This window comes from Oceanimonas pelagia (assembly GCF_030849025.1).
Lineage (GTDB): Bacteria > Pseudomonadota > Gammaproteobacteria > Enterobacterales > Aeromonadaceae > Oceanimonas > Oceanimonas pelagia.
The window spans coordinates 2514775-2533839 of record NZ_CP118224.1 but is presented as its reverse complement, the minus strand read 5'-3'; the positions used below and the strand labels follow the sequence as shown (position 1 = coordinate 2533839).

Sequence of the window (19065 nt, the reverse complement as noted above, 5' to 3'; positions counted from 1 at the left end):
TGCAGTGGCCCTATGTCTCGCTCCAGTAGGTACCGATCAACCAACATACCCATTGTGGTCGCCTCCTTTCATAGCTCGACTATGGTTGCCAGCCAGTGAGCTGTGGGGGGCGATATTACTTGTTAGTGCTGGTTTCCTTAAAATTAAGCACTGAGAAAAACGCGGTCGACTAGGGCTGGAGTAGCCTGCTGACTTGGATCCCGCTATAGCATTATGGGTTAGGTGGCCCAAGAGGCACTCAATTACCATCTCAGGGTCACACACCTTAAATTCAGTGACGATAGATATTCTACTGTCTATAGCAAAAATACTGGTTAGTCATTAGGGCTCATATCAGTTCATATACTCTTAACACCAAAACGGTGTCAGCTTACCGGTTGAGCACTTTGATACGTAGGTATCACGTTGATTTGGTTGTACTAGTCAATTTTTCAGTTTGTACATTAAGCTGGGTGCAGATCAAACCATCGCGGTAATGTCAGACACGAACAAAGCGCCAAACCCGTAATTGAGATTCATTGGATGAGGTTCAATAATGAAGATTTATGATATAGAGACAGTTCCCTCCCGCAAAAAATATGATGTAGCCATCATTGGCGGTGCCAACATGGGGTCTGCCGTTGCCAGCTTTCTGGCTCTCAATAAAGACTTCAGCGGCAGCGTGCTGGTCATCGAGAAGGACATGACGTTCCAGTTTGCCTCTACTGGTGCTAGCAATGATTGCATGCGTCAGCAGTTTGCTAACGATATCAATATATTGATTGCTCAGTTCGGAGCTAAATACGTTAAGAACTTCCGTGAGTTCATGGGTGGCGACCCTGAAGTACCTAACCTGACGATCAGAAACTTCGGATATCTTTATTTGTCCGATAACGATGACTTTACCGAGGTCCTCAAGCGCGATCAGCAGACTCAATCTCGCCTGGGAGCAGGCACTCAGATGGTGACACCAGAGCAAATCGCCGAGGCTTACCCGTTCTACAAGCTGGACGACATTGTTGCCGGTAGCCTCAACGTTGTAGATGAAGGTTACTGGGATGCGCCGACCATGCTCAAATGGCAGATCCGCAAAGCCAAAGAGCACGGGGTCGAGTACGTACAAAACGAAGTCATTGGTCTGGATATGGCCGAGAACAAGGTTGTTGGTGTACGTCTGAAGTCTGGCGAAAGCATTACTGTGGGTAAACTGGTAAACGCTGCTGGTCCACGTGCTCGCGTTATATCCAACATGGCCGGTATTGAAGTTCCGATCGAGCCGCGCCGCCGCTACACCTTTACCTTCAAGGCCAAAAAGCCGCTGGACCGTGACCTGCCGCTGACCATAGATCCAACTGGGGTACATTTTCGTCAGGAAGGCGACAACTATCTAGTGGGCTGCCCTCCAATGATCGGCGATCCCGCTGTTGACTTCGATGACTTTGGCTTTGAAGACGGCATTTGGGAGAAAAAGCTGGCTCCAATCTTGGCTAATCGTATTCCGGCTTTTGCCGATATCGAAATTATTGATGCCTGGGTTGGTCACTACGAGTTCAACACTTGGGATTGCAACGCAATTGTTGGTGCGCACTCCAAAATTAAGAACTTCTATTTTGTAAACGGATTCTCAGGTCATGGTACTCAACAGGCTCCGTCCATGGGGTTAGGGCTGAGCGAACTGATCACCTACGGGGAGTACCGTACACTGGATCTGTCACCATTCTCCTATTCCCGTTTAGAGCGTGGGGAGCGGCTGATCGAACGCGCTGTCATCTAAGGCTTGCACTTTTGTGCATCCCCTTTTTATTGCGGTTTTTGCACCTTTATTTATCAATCGGGCACTCCTTACGAGTGCCCGCTCTTTATTACGTTAAACAAGTCTAAGGAGCCACAGTTAATGAAAATAGGCTTTATCGGTACGGGAGCGCTCTCCGAGGCAATGATAAGAGGGATCTGCGCCAGTGAGTTACCTGCTAGGCAGATCTGGATAACACCAAGAAATCGTCTGCGCTCTGCAAGCTTAGAAAAAGAGTTCGAGCAGGTCATAGTTGGCGACCATAATCAAACTGTGGTAGACAATAGCGATTTGCTATTCATCACAATCACACCTGACCAGGCTGAGTCGGTGTTAAGAGCATTACACTTCCGCGATGGTCAGATAGTGGTAAACTGCGTTTCCACACTAACATTTACCTCTGCCCTCGATCTGATCGATGCTAATGTCCAGTTATATAAAGCGATTCCGCTTCCTCCCATCGCATACCATCTGGGACCAATAGCGTTTGCACCACGCAATGAGGACCTGCGCCGATTCTTTAATGAGATGGGAACAGCCGTCGAGCTTCGGGATGAGCATCAATTACGAATAGTGGCACCGGTTACCGCACAGATTGCTTCTTTTTACGCTATTCAGGCCACTGCCGAGCAGTGGTTGCAAAACAAAGGTATTGACCCTGAGCAAGCTCGAAGGTATGTCAACACAATGTACCACGCACTGGCAACCCTGGCGATACAGTCCGGGGTGGACTCCCTGTCATCACTGTCAAATGCGGCCGCAACGGCGGGTGGTCTGAACGAGCAGGTGCTAACACAGCTGACTGAGTGTGGCTGGCTTGAAGACTACAGCACATCGCTTGATATGATCTGGACGCGTCTGAACCAGAAATAATAGGGCCTCATGATTTTGAGTTAAACCGAGATGAGACCCGTATGAGAGCCTTATGTTATGGATTGAAGCGGCCAAGCTGCCAGCCGTCTTCGCTTTGGCGATAGATAAAACGTTCGTTAATATGATCCGTACCGGTTTGCCAGAATTCAAAACTTTCCGGCAGTAAACGATAACCACCCCAGAAAGGCGGCAAAGAAACCTCTCCCCTGCCAAAATTTGCTCTCAGCTCACTCATTTTCGCCTCCAAAACGCCTCGTTTGCTGACCGGAGAAGGTTGATCTGATAACCAGGCGGCGAGCTGGTTCTGTTTTGTTCTGGAAGCAAAATACTTGATGATTTCCAGTTTCCCAAGTGGCTGTACGATACCAACGACATGAACCTGGCGTTCCAGCATATGCCAGGGCAGCAATATACTGGCATTCTGGTTAGTGGCAAGATGCTCAGCCTTACGACTGCCAAGACTGGTGAAAAAAACCAGCCCCTGTTCGTCAAATTGTCGCATCATGACCATGCGCTGATAAGGAATACCACGACTGTCTACCGTTGATAAGCTAATGGCATTAGGGTAGCGGATACCCGAATCCTTTGCCTGCTGCAGCCAATGGGCAAGCTGTTGAAAAGGGTTTGGATGCAGATCACTCAGGGTGAGGCCTCCCTGAAGTATCCGCTGTCGGTGAAGTTCCAACTCTGACATTATGGTATCCGTCAAAGATAAGAAGGCGGGCAGTCAAGTACCGCCTGAACGGGATTGATGATTGACGCTCCCGGCCAGTTAATGCAGATACCCGGGAGCATTAGCAAATCAGGTATTACAATACGATGCGAAATGTCTGGCCATTCTGCAGCCCTTCAACGCTCTTGGCATAACCCAGAGCCGCACGAGCAGCTGGCACTGGACAATGTCCACGGAAAAATGCTCCATAGGTCCCCATTGCTTCTTCGATAACACCTGGGCTGACTACATTGATTCGCTGACCACGCGGCATTTCGATTGCTGCTGCCATTACAAAACCGCTGATTGCGTTGGCGACCATGGAAGCTGAACTACCCATTGGGATCGGATCGTGGTCGGTAACCCCCGTGCTCAGGGTAAAAGAGCCGTTGTCATTGATATATTCCCGACCGATCAATACTAGATTCACTTGACCCATCAACTTATCTTTCAAACCGAACTCGTAATCTTCGTAGGTCATTTCCACAAACGGCTTCCATGTAGTATGACCGGCACAGCAAATAACAGCGTCGAAGTTGCCAGCTTGCTCAAATGCCGAACGGATGGACTTGGGGTCGGTGATGTCCATTATCAGATCACCGGAGCTTCGCCCAGCGGTGATCACCTCGTGCCTCTGTTTCAACTCTGCTGCTACTGCTTTACCTATATGGCCGGTGGCTCCAATTAGAATGATACGCATTGTTATAGCTCCTGTTACTCATTTGATATGGTTATAATGCTAATATATACATCGCCATGTGATTAGTGCCTTTTTTATGAACGCATTGTTAGGGATATAAAACAATGAGACATCTGGTAGAGGAAATGACAACGTTTGCAGTGGTCGTACAGGCAGGTAGCATTACCGGAGCCGCAAAGGTGCTTAAACGCTCCAAAGCCTATGTCAGTTTGCAGGTCTCCAGGCTGGAGGACTCAATAGGACTACAGCTCCTTTACAGAACAACTAGGCGTATCGAACTGACCGAAGCGGGCCGTGCATACGTCGATTTTTGTACCCAGCTGCTTGATATCACTACAGAAGCATCCAAAGCAGTCGATGTACTCAAAGGAGAAATGAGTGGAATAATCCGACTGTCAGTTCCTGTCTCTTTCGGTCATGTTTTTCTTAGTGAAATCATCTCAGCTTTTCAAGCTAAGTATTCAAGTATTCAGGTACAGTTAGAGTTGCACAACGGTATTCGTGACCTTAAAGTCGAGGGACTGGATATGGCAATACGAATTTCCAGTCAGTTAGATGACGACCTAGTGGCAATCAGGATCGGCGAGTTGAGTACTCCCATTTTTGGATCGCCGAGCTACTTTGCTCAGTATGGCCGCCCAGGTAAGATAGACGACTTAGTTAACCATATAGCTATTTTGCATAGCCGGGTGGATGCTACAGGGAGCTGGCCTTTCTCGGTTAATTCAGGTTTGAAACGGTTCCATGTGCCATGGAGAATGTCGATTGATCATTACCCGCTTATCAGAGAGGCAGCACTTTCTGGAAAAGGCCTAGCGCGATTACCTACCTATTTAGTGGAAAAAGACGTGTGTGAAGGGCGTTTGGACTCGGTGCTGAATGAATTTATCTCCCCTGCTCAACCGATATATCTAGTATACAATTACCAAGGAATGCTCCCACTCAAGAATCGTCGCTTCATCGAGTTTGTAAAGGCTTGGTTCTCTGAAAGAGCTACTGCGAATGGTTAACGCTACCGGATTGTCATACTTGGAGGCTTTCTGGATGAAGAGGATGTTTTTCTTCTGATGAAAATGAGCTTGCCTCTGCGAGTAGCCAGTCAATCAATATATCACAGGGTGATTCCGGCAACACAGGGGCAGCTGTAATAATGTAGAAGCCAATGTCAGAATTAAGACCATATTGATTACCGAGCAAATTAACTAGTACACCAGATCTCAATGCCACTTCGACAAATACCAAAGGTACAAGCGCTACGCCCATCCCTTGAATGGCGGCTTCAATTGCATGACTGGTCTGTGAAAATACTGGTCCGGAAGGCTTCACACCGGAAATACCATATATTTCAAGCCATTTTTTCCAACGATTATGGCTGTCAGAAATCAAAGGCAGCCGTGCCAACTCTTCTGGTCTAGATACAGCCTTATACTCCACCAACCCGGGGGAACATACTGGTATTAAATTTCCGGGTAACAGGAACTGAGCCACTCCTTCTGCAAAAGGAGGGGCTCCCCAACGAATAGTCATATCGACACTGCCTTTCCCTCGCAGTGGCCGGATGGCTTCCGACGCGTCGATCATGACGGAAGTAGAAGGATTAGATCCTGCAAATCCAGGCAAACGAGGTATCAGCCAATGACTGGCAAAGGTTGGCGTCGTACTGACGGTTAAACGGTCTGCATCTTCGGTCGAACCCTGCTCAAGCAATGCCCGGGTCGCTTCGTCGATGATGTCTAAGGCAAAACGCAAGCGGTTGATGTATTCACGAGCTTCTCGAGTAGGAGTTACCCCCCGCGGTAAGCGCTCAAAGAGCGAACACCCCAACTCTTCTTCTAACATTCGCACCTGCTGTGCAACAGCCCCCTGGGTTAACGACATCTCATCGGCTGCCGCTCGAAAACTCCCCAGCCTTGCTATCGCCTCAAGAGCTATGAGGTTATTAAGTGTTGGCAATAGCCCACCACGTGTCCCCCAACGTTTCATTACAACCTCACAACCCCTACTATTTCAAGTTCCAAGCTTCTCCTAGGCTGGATATTAATCTGCATCACAGCTTAGCACACAACACACAATGAATGCATTAATGTGCACATCTTAATTTTTGATCATATCAATTGTCAACATGATTTTTACAATCATCGGGGACGCCTGAAGAGCTGAAACTATAGATTAGACCTGTACGACCAGGGGACTAAAGGCGCTCCGAGGAGCCAAGGAAGGGACTCAATCAAACAATCAAAAGGAAACAATAAAAACCTTAACTATTAATAACTTAAACATAAAAGTGTTTGTTGCGTTGGTGTGGGCTCAATTTTTTCTCATAGTACATACCATAGTCCAGGATGGATGAGGGGATTAAAGCGATAGCCCCCACTCAACAACTGGTATGGACAACCCTAGCAAGCAAAGAGCGAAGTCTCTGGATCTACATAGCACATTATCCACATAATTTGTTTTGCATTTTACAAACTAAACATAAGTAAATTCATATTTAACTCACCTATTAATCTGCTGCAATATCGGACAAATCTTGAGTGTCATAGCTGATTACCCTCTTATGATTCAGAGGTCATGGTAATGGTTTCTGTTTTTAGTCAGAGATGTACTTAAAGATAAAACTCTATGACTAGTGCAGGAGTAGTTCTGGCTGCAGCATGAGGGAGTAGAGTGAAAGTTGGTGCCACCCATGCACTACCCTAGAGACTATTTGTATCGTTTTAAATGACATCACTTACCCAAGGTGTAACCGAAGGTTCATGGGAAAGAAAATTCAGGATGAAGATAAAATGAAGGAAACAACCATGACTGAAGAGCTTGATAAAAAAACCTCTTACCCAGATAAAATAGAGAAACCATCACTTTTTTTCGCCTTAGCCCCTATAGTACTGACAATTATTTTAGTTGCAATGCAGGTTTTCTATTACGATGATGTGTCACCACATATTCCATTAGCAATAGGTGTAGTTATAACAGCACTTTTTGGATGGTATAGGGGGTATAAATGGAAAGATATGCAGGAAGGCATGTTTAATGTTATACATGTTGGTCTTCCTGCAATTTTCATTATCTATATAATTGGCATGATCATTGGTGTTTGGATTCAGTCAGGCACAGTGCCACTCATGATTTATTATGGACTTCAGGTACTAGATCCAAGTTTGTTTTTGTTCAGTGCATGCTTACTATGTTCTGTTGTATCAGTAACAACAGGCACCTCATGGGGGACAACTGGTACAATGGGGTTAGCGCTAATTGGAATTGGGGAGGGCCTAGGTGTTCCTTCATATATGACTGCGGGTGCCGTAGTTTCTGGAGCATTCTTTGGAGATAAAATATCTCCCTTGTCCGACACTACTAACCTATCACCAGCAGTTGTTGGAAGTGATTTATTTACTCATATAAAAAATATGATTCCAGTTACTTTGCCAGCAATGGTTATTGCACTTGGAGTCTATCTTTATGTAGGAATGTCATTCGGTGACGGAGTTATTGAGCAGACAAAACTCGATATCACCATGCAATCACTTGAGTCTCAATTCTCTTTATCACCTCTACTATTAATACCTGCGATTATAGTTACCATACTGGCTGTAATGAAAATGCCTGCAATACCAGGACTTTTTACCGGGGTAATAATTGGTGCGGCCTGTGCTATGATTTTTCAAGGTGTTACCGTTCACGAAGTTTTTAACGCAATGCTGAATGGTTACAAAAGTAACACTGGTGTGGCCGAGGTAGACTCACTGCTCTCAAAGGGTGGGGTCATGTCGATGAACTGGACTATCACCTTGATATTAATTGCATTCTCTTTCGGCGGAATTCTTGAATCAACCCGTTGTTTAGAGACTATTCTTGACAGAATTATGCAGTTTGCTAAAACACAAGCCAAGACAATGCTGTCTGGACTGGCATCCGTGTTTGGCGTTCATGTAGTTACAGGTGATGTATTTATTGCCATGGCTCTACCCGGTCGTATGTTAGCTCCAGCCTTTCGAGGTAAAGGCATTCATGTGACAGCCCTTTCTCGCTCAATGGAAGATGCTGGAACATTAACTGCCCCTTTGATACCTTGGAGCTCTGGTGCTGTCTTTGTCACTGGCGCTCTTGGTGTGGCAACACTTGACTACTTGCCATGGGCTATCGCTTGCTGGTGCTCACTGTTTATCGATGTTATTTATTCGGTAACCGGAATGTTTATTCCTAAAGCAACCGAAGAGGATTATCTTCAATGGCAGGAACGTGATGAGGCTATCCTGATTGATGGTGTTTTAACTTCAGGCTCACAAATTAACAAAAGTGTATTGCCACAAGCTTAACCATGAAAAAGTACCGATGAGTGCCCTGTCTCATCGGTACAATACGCAACCTTTTATTAAAGGTGAGGGTGTTACCTTTAGTGTTGTTTGCTGAGAGTGACATGTATACACAACGATCATATCGAAGCGAATTTACTAAAAAACATCTTTTGTGCACTATATACAAAAAAATCTACAAGCCTTACCTCTGCTCTATCCATAAACCGGTAATGGTAATATTGAAAATTTCTCGATTTCACGCTTTAAGAATATAAGAGGAACTGCAGTTGACATTAATAGATGCTTTTCTTTTTTTACCCATAGCTCAGCTAATATCTTTAACGCCTGGTCCCAATAACTTTTTATCTATGCGTATTGGTGTTCAGTCAGGGATGATGGCTGCTGTAGTATCTGCGACAGGGAGAGTGGTAGGCTTTGGTTTTCTTATCCTGCTCACAGCTATGGGGCTAGGCGCAATGCTTGCTTCGTCCTACATTGCCTTCACTATAATTAAGTGGCTAGGTGCTGCTTACCTTGTTTACCTGGGTTTTAAAGCCTGGAATTCTCGTACTGTCGGTCAAAGTGAAAGCCCTGTCTATGATAATGCAAAAACAAATTGTAAGCGATCACTAACTCTATCTGAATATGCAGCCCTAGCGAAACAAGATTTTCTCATTGCCATCAGTAATCCCAAAGCTATTCTGCTTTTTTCTTCTGTTTTTCCTCAGTTCATAGATCCAACCACGCTGGTGAATAATCAATTCATGGTGCTTGGTACTCTTTATCTCATGACAGAGTATAGTGCCGCAGCTATGTATGCATTGTTTGGGATGAGCATAGTCCGGTTTGTTAAGACATCAAGAGGAGTTATGCATATCAATAGAGCAACAGGTGGGATGTTTATCTGTGCTGGTGTACTGTTAGCCAGCTCGAGTAATAGTTGAACAAGGCTTTCGAGCTTTCTGTCGAGCTCGAGTGCTCTCACTGGTATAGTACTCGGCTTTTAATGTCTTGTTCAGCTTGGTAGTTGAGTCTGTTCGGTAACGGCGCTGTTGATCAAATCAGAGCTGGGACAGCCTGTCCCTTCTGGGCTTGATACTCTTAACTGACCGGCTGGCGAACAGGCATACCGAGCCCGATGACTTTGTTCATAACCTTCACGCTGGCTAAAATTTCGTCGACTTGACTGTTGTATTTACGCAGGCTGAGCTGGGAGCTCACCAGCTGTTTGTAACGGGACATCGCCGTATCTGCCAGCGGCCACTAATGGTCGCCAGATGTGATTTTCCATTCGTGCTGATACTCTGATTTCAGTACTGTGATGACGTCGTTTCTCGGATGGCCTTCTCCCCAATAGCCCGCATTCTTGCGGGGCGGGATGGTCGCTTTACTGCCTTTCCTGATCAACAGTTGCTGGCATTCCCTAGTATCGTAAGCGCCATCGCCCGAGACCTGATGTAACCGGCACCGAAGCGGGTTGAGCAAGGTGGGTAAGACCTCGCTATCCGCCACGTTTTCCAGGCTGACCTCAGCGGCGATGACCTCATGGCTATGGGCATCTACAGCAAGGTGCAACTTGCGCCAGACCCGCCGTTTATCCTTGCCATGTTTGCGCTGTTTCCACTTGCCTCACCAAACGCCTTCAGCCCGGTGGCATCAATAACCAGGTGAGTGACAGCCTCTTTGCTGGGCAATCGGTATTTCACGTTTACCGTTTGTGCGCGCTTGCTGATGTTGCTGTATCCCGGTGAGGTCAGCAGGACGTCAATCAGCTGAAAAACGGAATTGATAAATCCTTCCAGTGCCCGTAACGGCAAGCCGAAGAAGGCCTTGAGCATGAGTGCCGTTTCAATAGCGCTATCGGCTATGTTTGAGTTAATCGTTGAAAGCTATACTTGAATTAGTCACCTCCAAGGAGGCTGAACGATGAAAAGTACAGATTTCGCCCAACTCAAATGCCACCTGACTGAACTCCAGCCCCGGCAGCGCCATGAGCTGCTGATGTTGCTTCAGCAACCAGACTCCTTTCCAGAGCTCATTGCCTGGCTAGAAGAGCTGACCGCTTCGCATCCAACGTGTCCGCATTGCCATGATGATACTCCCTATAAGTGGGGAAGCATGAACAGCAGGCAGCGTTATCGTTGCCGGGCTTGCAAGAAGACGTTCACTTCTTTGACCGGGACACCACTTTCCCGGCTCAGAATGGCTGAGCGCTGGTTGGCGTACGCAGAGCGAATGATGGCCTCGATGACCCTTCGCAACGCTGCCAAACAGTGCCAGATAAATCTGGGAACCTCATTCCGGTGGCGACACCGCTTCCTGCAACTGGTTGATTATCTTAAATCTTCTGAGCTCGGTGGCATCATCGAAGCCGACGAAACCATGATACGTGAGTCCTTCAAAGGTAAACGGAAACTCAGCCAGAGAAAGCCTCACCGCCGTGGTAACGATAAGAAAAACGTCAAATGGGTCAAAGTGATGGTGCTGCGCGACCGCAACCACAACGAAGCTGATTTTGTCATGAAACGCTTTACGCTCCGAAAGCTGGAGCGTTGTTTGCTCCCGCGATTACAACCTGGCGCTGTGCTCTGTAGCGATGGACACCTGAACTACGAAGCGTTGGCAGCCAAACATTATTTGCTTCACAAACCGGTTAACAGCAGTGCCGGCCAGCGGGTACGGGAAGAGATATTCCATATCCAGGGTGTGAATGCTTATCACAGCCGACTAAAGCAATGGATGATGCGTTTTCACGGTGTCGCCACCAAGTACCTTCACCGTTATCTTGGTTGGTTCAGGTGGTTTGAGCAGACCAGGAAGTCTGATGCTCAACCCATTGATTTTATATGGCAGTGCGCGATCCAGCCGCGTTTTCAACAATTAAAGCGAACATAGCCCCCAACAGCTTGAATCCGGTGGCATCGATGTCCAGTGAGTGATGCAACCTTTGCTGGGCAAGCGGTTTTGACGCTTACAGCCAGATCTCAGTGGCAGATGCTGGTTTATCCGGGCGTACTTAGCAGTACATGTATCAGCTGAAAAGTGGAATTGATAAACCTTTTTTTTCTCGTAGCGACAAGCCAAGGAAGGCCTTAAGCATCAGTGCCGTTAATGGCGTTATCCCTGTATTGGAAAACGCGCCCCGGCGCTGATGAAAATGTTATTGTTCGATGGTTTGTTCATAGTTCAGCAGGTCGGTGAATCGTGATTAACCAAAGCCATGTTGAACTGTCGACAGTAGATGATGTTGTACTGTGCTTCATCCATCTGTCTACTCTTTTTGGGATACGGATAGAATTCTAGCCTGAAGAGGTTTAAGTTGAGTTTTCATTTACCTTTTGTTGATTAAGTTTGTATTTAACTTTATTAACACCAGCGACACAATCATTCCATCAGCGGTTACCCCTCAACAGCAGGATGGGATGGAATATGTCTAAACAGGATTACTTGCAGCGCGCCGGTCTGAGCTCCGAACAGCTCGATGCCTACTGGATGCCTTACACCGGCAATCGTCAGTTCAAACAGGATCCGCGCATCATCGTGGGTGCCGAGGGCAGTTACTACCGGGACGTGGACGGCCGTCGTATTTTTGATGGCCTCTCCGGCCTGTGGACCTGTGGCGCGGGTCATAACCGCCCCGAAATTGCCGAGGCGGTGTCCCGTCAACTGCGTGAGCTGGACTATGCCCCGGCCTTTCAATACGGCCACCCCAAGGCCTTTGAACTGGCCCACCGCCTGCGTGAGTTGACCCCTGACGGCCTGGATCACGCGTTTTTCACCGGCTCCGGCTCCGAGAGCGCCGACACCGCCCTGAAAATAGCCCGGGCTTACTGGCGCAAGAAGGGCAAGGCCAGCAAGACCCGCTTGATCGGCCGCGCCAAGGGCTATCACGGTGTGAACTTCGGCGGCATTAGCCTGGGTGGTATTGGCGCCAACCGGGTGCTGTTTGGCCAGGGCATCGACGCCGATCACCTGCCTCATACCCTGCTGACGGAAAACGCCTTTACTCGGGGCATGCCCCAGACTGGTGCCGACAAGGCCGACGAGCTGCTGGAGCTGATTGCCCTGCACGATGCCTCCAACATTGCCGCCGTGATCGTCGAGCCGCTGGCCGGCTCCGCTGGCGTGATTCCGCCGCCGGTGGGTTACCTGAAACGGCTGCGCGAGATCTGCGATCAGCACGACATCCTGCTGATCTTCGACGAGGTGATCACCGGCTTTGGCCGCATGGGATCTATGACCGGTGCCGAGGAATTCGGCGTGGTGCCCGACATCATGAACGTGGCCAAGCAGCTGACCAACGGTGCCGTGCCCATGGGGGCGGTGATCTGCAAGGGCGAGATTTACCACACCTTTATGGAGCAGGGCGGTCCCGACTACATGCTGGAGCTGCCCCACGGCTACACCTATTCCGGCCACCCGGTGGCCTGCGCGGCGGCGCTGGCGTCACTCGACATTTTGCAGCAGGACCGGCTGATCGATCGGGTCAAGGAGATGGCTCCGGTATTTGAACAGGCCCTACACGGCCTTAAGGGCACCCGCTATGTCAGCGATATTCGCAACTACGGCCTGGCCGGTGCCCTGCAGATAGAAAGCCACCCCGGCGAGCCGGCCCGTCGCCCTTACGAGATTGCCATGAAGTGCTGGCAGAAGGGCTTCTACGTGCGCTATGGCGGCGACACCATTCAGCTCGGCCTGCCCTTTATCGTGGAGCGGGAAGAGATAGACCGTTTGGTCAATGCCCTGGGCGAGGCCATTGGCGAGCTGGACTGAATCAGTGGCCGGCGGCCGGGCAAAGCGCTCAGGTCCGGCCGCCGGCGTTAACCACAGTATTTGAAACTCAAAGAGGTATATTGAATGAACACCATAGGTCATTTGATCAACGGCACCATTGTTAACGACAGCGGCCGCACCCAGGACGTTTACAACCCCTCTACCGGCGAGGTGTCCAAACAGGTGGCACTGGCCAGCAAGGCCACCGTAGAAGAAGCCATTGCCGCCGCCCAGGCCGCCTTTCCGGCCTGGCGCAATACGCCGCCGCTCAAGCGTGCCCGGGTCATGTTCCGGTTCAAGGAACTGCTGGAGCAGAATGCCGAGAAAATCTGCCAAATGATCGGCGAAGAGCACGGCAAGATAGTGCACGACGCCATGGGGGAGCTGTCCCGGGGCATTGAGAACGTGGAATACGCCTGCGGCGTGCCCGAGCTGCTCAAGGGAGAGCACAGCAAGAACGTGGGGCCGGCCATCGACTCTTGGAGCGAGTTTCAGCCCCTGGGGGTGGTCGCCGGCATTACTCCCTTCAACTTTCCGGCCATGGTGCCGCTGTGGATGTTTCCCATGGCCATCGCCTGCGGCAACACCTTTGTGCTCAAGCCGTCGGAGCGGGATCCGGGCTCAACCCTGTTTATCGCCCAGCTGCTGATGGAAGCGGGTTTGCCCGCCGGCGTCATCAACGTGGTGAACGGCGACAAGGAAGCGGTCGATACCCTGCTGGACGACGCGCGCGTGCAGGCGGTGAGCTTTGTGGGATCCACCCCCATTGCCGAATACATCTACAGCCGCGCCAGTGCCAACGGCAAGCGTTGCCAGGCCCTGGGTGGCGCCAAGAACCACGCCATTGTGATGCCCGATGCCGATATGGACAACGCCGTCAGCGCCCTGACTGGCGCCGCCTTTGGCTCTTCCGGTGAACGCTGTATGGCACTGTCGGTGGCGGTGGCGGTGGGCGATGCGGCCGCCGATGCCCTAATAGAGAAAATGCAGGCACAGATGCAGAGCCTTAAGGTGGGTGCCTTTCACGACAAGCAGAACGACTTTGGTCCGGTGATCACCCAGGCACACATGGAAAAAGTGGTGGGCTATATCAACAGTGCCGAGAAGCAGGGCGCCGAGATCGTGGTCGATGGCCGCAACCCGTCCGTGCCTGGCTACGAGCAGGGCTTCTTCGTGGGCGGCACCCTGATCGACCGGGTCACTCCCGAGATGCTGTGCTACCGGGAAGAGATCTTCGGTCCTGTGTTGCTGGTGGTGCGTGTGGAAACCATGCAGGAAGCCATGGATTTGATTGATGCCCATGAATACGGCAATGGCACCTGCATCTTTACTCGAGACGGCGAAGCGGCCCGTTACTTCAGCGACAACATTCAGGTAGGCATGGTCGGTATCAACGTACCGCTGCCGGTGCCCGTGGCCTATCACTCCTTTGGTGGCTGGAAGCGCTCACTGTTCGGTGATCTCTATGCCTACGGTCCCGATGCGGTGCGTTTTTACACCCGCCGCAAAACCGTCACCCAGCGCTGGCCCTCGGCCGGTGTGCGTGAAGGCGCCCAGTTCGCCTTTCCAAGCTAATTACTCAGAAGGGCCACTCCGGGTGGCCCTTCCCATCAGGCACGATCAGTGATGGACACGGCTATGTTTGAGTTAATCGTTGAAAGCTATACTTGAATTAGTCACCTCCAAGGAGGCTGAACGATGAAAAGTACAGATTTCGCCCAACTCAAATGCCACCTGACTGAACTCCAGCCCCGGCAGCGCCATGAGCTGCTGATGTTGCTTCAGCAACCAGACTCCTTTCCAGAGCTCATTGCCTGGCTAGAAGAGCTGACCGCTTCGCATCCAACGTGTCCGCATTGCCATGATGATACTCCCTATAAGTGGGGAAGCATGAACAGCAGGCAGCGTTATCGTTGCCGGGCTTGCAAGAAGACGTTCACTTCTTTGACCGGGACACCACTTTCCCGGCTCAGAATGGCTGAGCGCTGGTTGGCGTACGCAGAGCGAATGATGGCCTCGATGACCCTTCGCAACGCTGCCAAACAGTGCCAGATAAATCTGGGAACCTCATTCCGGTGGCGACACCGCTTCCTGCAACTGGTTGATTATCTTAAATCTTCTGAGCTCGGTGGCATCATCGAAGCCGACGAAACCATGATACGTGAGTCCTTCAAAGGTAAACGGAAACTCAGCCAGAGAAAGCCTCACCGCCGTGGTAACGATAAGAAAAACGTCAAATGGGTCAAAGTGATGGTGCTGCGCGACCGCAACCACAACGAAGCTGATTTTGTCATGAAACGCTTTACGCTCCGAAAGCTGGAGCGTTGTTTGCTCCCGCGATTACAACCTGGCGCTGTGCTCTGTAGCGATGGACACCTGAACTACGAAGCGTTGGCAGCCAAACATTATTTGCTTCACAAACCGGTTAACAGCAGTGCCGGCCAGCGGGTACGGGAAGAGATATTCCATATCCAGGGTGTGAATGCTTATCACAGCCGACTAAAGCAATGGATGATGCGTTTTCACGGTGTCGCCACCAAGTACCTTCACCGTTATCTTGGTTGGTTCAGGTGGTTTGAGCAGACCAGGAAGTCTGATGCTCAACCCATTGATTTTATATGGCAGTGCGCGATCCAGCCGCGTTTTCAACAATTAAAGCGAACATAGCCAGTCGGGCAATGATTATGGAGCAGATTCCGAAACAGCTCGCCGACTTTCTGCTGCAAGTGTCCGACAACAAATATATCATTCTGTTACTCATCAACTTTCTTTTGTTGCTTATTGGGATGATTGTGGATGACATATCAGGTAGCGTGTTGGCCGCGGTTATTTTTCTGCCGGTCATTAATCAGTTGGGTATTCACCCGATCCACTTTGCGGCTATTGTTGGCGTGAATCTTGGGTTGGGTAATGTTTCACCGCCTTGTGCGCCAATGCTTTATATGGCAGGAGGGGTAAGTAAGCTCTCACTAGATAAATATATTGCGCCCACGTTAAAATTTCTTGTGTTCGGGCATCTTCCCATGGTGTTTCTGGTGACCTTTATACCGGAATTGTCATTATTCCTGCCTCAGCAGTTGATGGGGGTTGAATAGGTGGCTTTACTGATATGGCTCTCATATATTAATGACATAGTTTTTAAATTTTAATAGTATGATTTGCTTGAATTTTGAGCAGCTGAGGCACGGTGAAACCGACTTAAGCCCTCAGCGCCTTTACGGGGGGACGAGGCTTCTCGGAGGTGTCATCTCACCGGGACCATAACAGCCAGCCGGGCAGTGGCAGCCGGCGTCGCACCAGCCGGGCGCAGAGCAGAGCGTTGCCGAGGCGGGTCAGGGTAACCACCCAGGCCGCGCCCCAGGCCCCGAATGCCGGCAGCAGCCACAGGCACAGCGGCAGGCTCAGCAGGGTGGTGATCAGGGTCAGGTTGCGCAGCTGTTTTTCATGGCCGCTCATGGCCAGCAGATAGCCTGCCGGGCCCAGTGCCAGCAGCCCCAGCTGACCCAGCGCCAGCACCGCCAGCGGTCCGGCTCCGGCCACAAATTCCTCACCAAACAGCCCCAGCAACGGATCGGGCAGGCCTAGCATCAGCAGCACCGGCGGCAGCGCCAGCAACGTCATCAGCCGGGTGCTGTGTCCCGCCAGCCGGCTCAGGGCCGTGGTGTCTCCCTGTTGCCAGTAACGGGCAAAGCGTACCGAGGTGATGGCGGCGCACACCGGCATCAGCAGGCCGGGCAGGGCCGCCAGCCGGTGACTGACGTTGTAGACGCCCGCTTCGGCGGCATTGGCCAGCAGCGGCAGCAGCAGAAAGGGCAGCCACAGCAGGGCGAAGTTCATCAGATCCACTCCCGCCAGCGGCAGGGCGCGCTGCCAGAGGGTGCGCCAGGGCAGGGCGGTCACCTGCCGGGTGGCCGGCAGCCGGCGCGCCACCAGCCGGGCACTGATGGCGGCGGCCAGGGTAACTGCCAGCAGATACAAGCTGGCCAGGCCGGTCAGTTCACCGGCGACCGGCAGCACCAGCAACAACAGCAGGGTCAGGGCGGGCCAGGCGGTCACCTCCAGCGCCGTGCCCAGCGCCGGATATTCCAGCGCCTTGAGCAGGGCGGCATGCACACTCAGCAGGGCCAGCGGCAGTATCATCAGCCCCTGCAGCCGCACCAGCCCGGCAAGATCTGCATTTTGCAGCAGCGCGCCGGCGATCAGCGGGGCCGTCAGCCAGCACAGGCCGGTCAGGGGCAGCGCCAGCAGCAGCACCGTTTGCCAGGCCCGCCGGCCAATGCCCGCCAGCCGGTGCGGGCAGCTTCCGGCCTGACCCACCAGCCGTTGCAGGGCGGTATCCAGGCCGCAGCGGGCCACCATGGCCAGGGCGGTGATCAGGGTCATGCCCGAAAAAAAACGCCCGGTGTTCTCGGCCCCCAGCTGGCGCGCCAGCAGCAGGGTCAGGGCAAAGGCGCTGGCCGGCCCCAGGGCGCGCAGCAGCAGGCTGGTGCCGGCGCTCAACAGCAGGCTCATGACCGGCCGTGAAAGAGTGGCATCAGTCATGGGCCGGCTCCTGCGGGGCACGCCATGCCCTGGCCGAGCACAGCAGCCGGGCGGCCCGGGCCAGCCGGCGCAGCAGCAGGCCGGGGCTGCATTCGGTGGTGAACGCCAGCTCCGCCAGCGCCACTTCTTCCGGCGGGGCACCGGCGTCCAGCTCCACCAGCTGCGGGCTGAGCAGGCCGGGAGCGGCGGCGGGCAGGGGCAGCACAGCGGTGGCCGGGGTCAGGGCCGCGCCAAACAGCCGCAGCCGCCCGGTCACCACCAGCCCCAGCAGCGGCAGGTGGCGCAACAGCGGCATCGGAGTGGCAAACAAGCGGGCGCACACAAAGCTTTCTGCCGGGGCCCGCAGCGATGGCAGCCAGCGCTCCAGGCGGGGCTGGCGCGGTGCCCGCAGCAACGACAGCGCCAGCGCCAGCGGCCACAACGGCAGCGACAGCAGCAGCAGCACCAGCGCCAGCAGCCGCTCGGGCCAGGAGCTGGCCCCGGCGGTGGGCGCCAGGCTGGCCTGCACCGCGGTGTCGGTAATGCGCTCGGGCCTGAGGGTGGCCAGGGGAATGCGCCAGTGACCGCTGACAATGCAGTCGGCCAGTCGCTGGCCGGGGCCGATATGGGTATTTGGCAGCACCAGCACCCGCTGCAGCCGGCAGTCCCGATCCAGCAGGCAACGCTCGCCGATCACACAGCCTCCCAGCAGGCGAGCGCCGGCCTCGGTGCGGCTCTGCGCTCCCAGCAGCGTCGGCCCTTCGGCCTTGCCGGCCAGCTGGCACTGACGACCGGCCTTGACGCCGGGCCTAACCAGCCAGCCCGGCGCGTTGTCATCGGCCAGTACCCGCGCCATGGCGGTCATATTGGCCTCGAACAACTGGCGCAGACTGGCTACGGCATTCACTTCGGTATCGGGCAGATCCAGCCAGTGTGCACCGGGGGTGGCCAGCGGCCAGCTCAGTCCGGCCAGAGACGCGCTCCGGTCGCGCACCAGGCACAGGCCGGCGTTGGCCCGGCCGGCCCGGGCGTGGATCAGTGTTTCATGGGGAGAGCCGGCACAGGCCTGCAAAAAGGCGGCGCAGCAGGGCGAGCGCAGCATGTCGCCGCGCAGGGCCACAAAGGGCGGCTGCAGCCGGCCTGCCAGCCGCGCCAGCAGGGCATCGGCCGCTTCCTCCCCCCGGGACAGGGCATAATCCAGCTGCACGCCCATGCGCTCGCCGTTACCAAAGTGTGCCTCCAGTTGCGGCAGTTCATCGGCGGCCACCACCAGTATGTGGCTGATGCCCGCCGCCGCCAGATCCTCAATGGCGTATTGCAGCAGTGGCTGGTTGGCTACCGGCAGCAGCGCCGGGCCCTGAGTTTCATTGAGGGGGAACAGCTCGTCGCCCCGCCGGTCGGCAAAAATAATGGCTTGCAT

The 19065-nt window shown here is 52.6% G+C and carries 15 protein-coding genes and 1 pseudogene; 10 read left to right on the top strand and 6 right to left on the bottom strand.

The genetic code is table 11. The annotated features are described in order from the left end of the window. Window positions 1–535: 535 nt before the first annotated feature. Window positions 536–1753 carry an NAD(P)/FAD-dependent oxidoreductase gene (locus PU634_RS12080; protein WP_306761066.1) on the top strand — a complete coding sequence of 406 codons (1218 nt, stop codon included), beginning with the start codon at window positions 536–538 and terminating at the stop codon, window positions 1751–1753. Between the two features lie 120 nt (window positions 1754–1873). Further along, the gene (locus PU634_RS12075; RefSeq protein WP_306761065.1) at window positions 1874–2644 is read left to right on the top strand and encodes an NAD(P)-binding domain-containing protein; all 771 of its coding nucleotides are present in this window, start codon (window positions 1874–1876) and stop codon (window positions 2642–2644) included. A 55-nt stretch (window positions 2645–2699) separates the two neighbouring features. On the opposite strand, the gene pdxH is transcribed toward PU634_RS12075, so the two are convergent. Both pdxH and PU634_RS12065 read right to left on the bottom strand, forming a co-directional pair. Then, window positions 2700–3338 (bottom strand): pyridoxamine 5'-phosphate oxidase, encoded by a 639-nt coding sequence (gene pdxH / locus PU634_RS12070; RefSeq protein WP_306761064.1) that lies wholly within the window; start codon window positions 3336–3338, stop codon window positions 2700–2702. A gap of 115 nt (window positions 3339–3453) precedes the next feature. Continuing rightward, the gene (locus PU634_RS12065) at window positions 3454–4056 is read right to left on the bottom strand and encodes a short chain dehydrogenase (RefSeq protein ID WP_306761063.1); all 603 of its coding nucleotides are present in this window, start codon (window positions 4054–4056) and stop codon (window positions 3454–3456) included. Window positions 4057–4160: 104 nt separating this feature from the next. On the opposite strand from PU634_RS12065, the gene PU634_RS12060 reads away from it, so the two are divergent. Next, window positions 4161–5066, top strand: a complete 906-nt coding sequence (locus tag PU634_RS12060; protein WP_306761062.1) for a LysR family transcriptional regulator — start codon at window positions 4161–4163, stop codon at window positions 5064–5066. Window positions 5067–5079: 13 nt separating this feature from the next. Here the strand turns inward: PU634_RS12060 and PU634_RS12055 are convergent, their stop codons facing one another. Beyond that, the gene (locus PU634_RS12055) at window positions 5080–6039 is read right to left on the bottom strand and encodes a LysR substrate-binding domain-containing protein (protein ID WP_306761061.1); all 960 of its coding nucleotides are present in this window, start codon (window positions 6037–6039) and stop codon (window positions 5080–5082) included. 773 nt (window positions 6040–6812) lie between these two features. Between PU634_RS12055 and nhaC the strand changes: the two genes are divergently transcribed. Both nhaC and PU634_RS12045 read left to right on the top strand, forming a co-directional pair. Next, window positions 6813–8372: a Na+/H+ antiporter NhaC gene (nhaC, locus tag PU634_RS12050; protein ID WP_306761060.1), complete on the top strand. Its 1560-nt coding sequence runs from the start codon at window positions 6813–6815 to the stop codon at window positions 8370–8372. Between the two features lie 266 nt (window positions 8373–8638). Next, window positions 8639–9295 carry a LysE family translocator gene (locus PU634_RS12045; protein ID WP_306761059.1) on the top strand — a complete coding sequence of 219 codons (657 nt, stop codon included), beginning with the start codon at window positions 8639–8641 and terminating at the stop codon, window positions 9293–9295. A 157-nt stretch (window positions 9296–9452) separates the two neighbouring features. Here the strand turns inward: PU634_RS12045 and PU634_RS12040 are convergent. After that, window positions 9453–10216 (bottom strand): annotated as a pseudogene (locus PU634_RS12040) (IS5 family transposase); the annotation flags it as partial. Between the two features lie 61 nt (window positions 10217–10277). Here PU634_RS12040 and PU634_RS12035 point away from each other — a divergent pair. The 5 genes from PU634_RS12035 (at window position 10278) to PU634_RS12015 (ending at window position 16219) form a co-directional block, all read left to right on the top strand. Beyond that, the gene (locus tag PU634_RS12035) at window positions 10278–11246 is read left to right on the top strand and encodes an IS1595 family transposase (protein WP_306761056.1); all 969 of its coding nucleotides are present in this window, start codon (window positions 10278–10280) and stop codon (window positions 11244–11246) included. A 534-nt stretch (window positions 11247–11780) separates the two neighbouring features. Further along, a complete protein-coding gene (gene aptA / locus PU634_RS12030) occupies window positions 11781–13124 on the top strand; it encodes an omega-aminotransferase AptA (RefSeq protein WP_306761058.1) in 1344 nt (447 codons plus the stop codon). Between the two features lie 84 nt (window positions 13125–13208). Next, window positions 13209–14699, top strand: a complete 1491-nt coding sequence (locus PU634_RS12025; RefSeq protein WP_306761057.1) for a CoA-acylating methylmalonate-semialdehyde dehydrogenase — start codon at window positions 13209–13211, stop codon at window positions 14697–14699. A gap of 123 nt (window positions 14700–14822) precedes the next feature. Beyond that, window positions 14823–15791 (top strand): IS1595 family transposase, encoded by a 969-nt coding sequence (locus tag PU634_RS12020; RefSeq protein WP_306761056.1) that lies wholly within the window; start codon window positions 14823–14825, stop codon window positions 15789–15791. Next, window positions 15743–16219: a TRAP transporter large permease subunit gene (locus PU634_RS12015; RefSeq protein WP_306761055.1), complete on the top strand. Its 477-nt coding sequence runs from the start codon at window positions 15743–15745 to the stop codon at window positions 16217–16219. Before PU634_RS12020 ends, PU634_RS12015 begins: the two co-directional genes overlap by 49 nt. 154 nt (window positions 16220–16373) lie before the next feature. Here the strand turns inward: PU634_RS12015 and PU634_RS12010 are convergent, their stop codons facing one another. Continuing rightward, window positions 16374–17666 carry a lipopolysaccharide biosynthesis protein gene (locus PU634_RS12010; protein WP_306761054.1) on the bottom strand — a complete coding sequence of 431 codons (1293 nt, stop codon included), beginning with the start codon at window positions 17664–17666 and terminating at the stop codon, window positions 16374–16376. Further along, window positions 17659–19065, bottom strand: a complete 1407-nt coding sequence (locus PU634_RS12005; RefSeq protein ID WP_306761053.1) for a nucleotidyltransferase family protein — start codon at window positions 19063–19065, stop codon at window positions 17659–17661. The genes PU634_RS12010 and PU634_RS12005 overlap by 8 nt, the downstream gene beginning before the upstream one ends.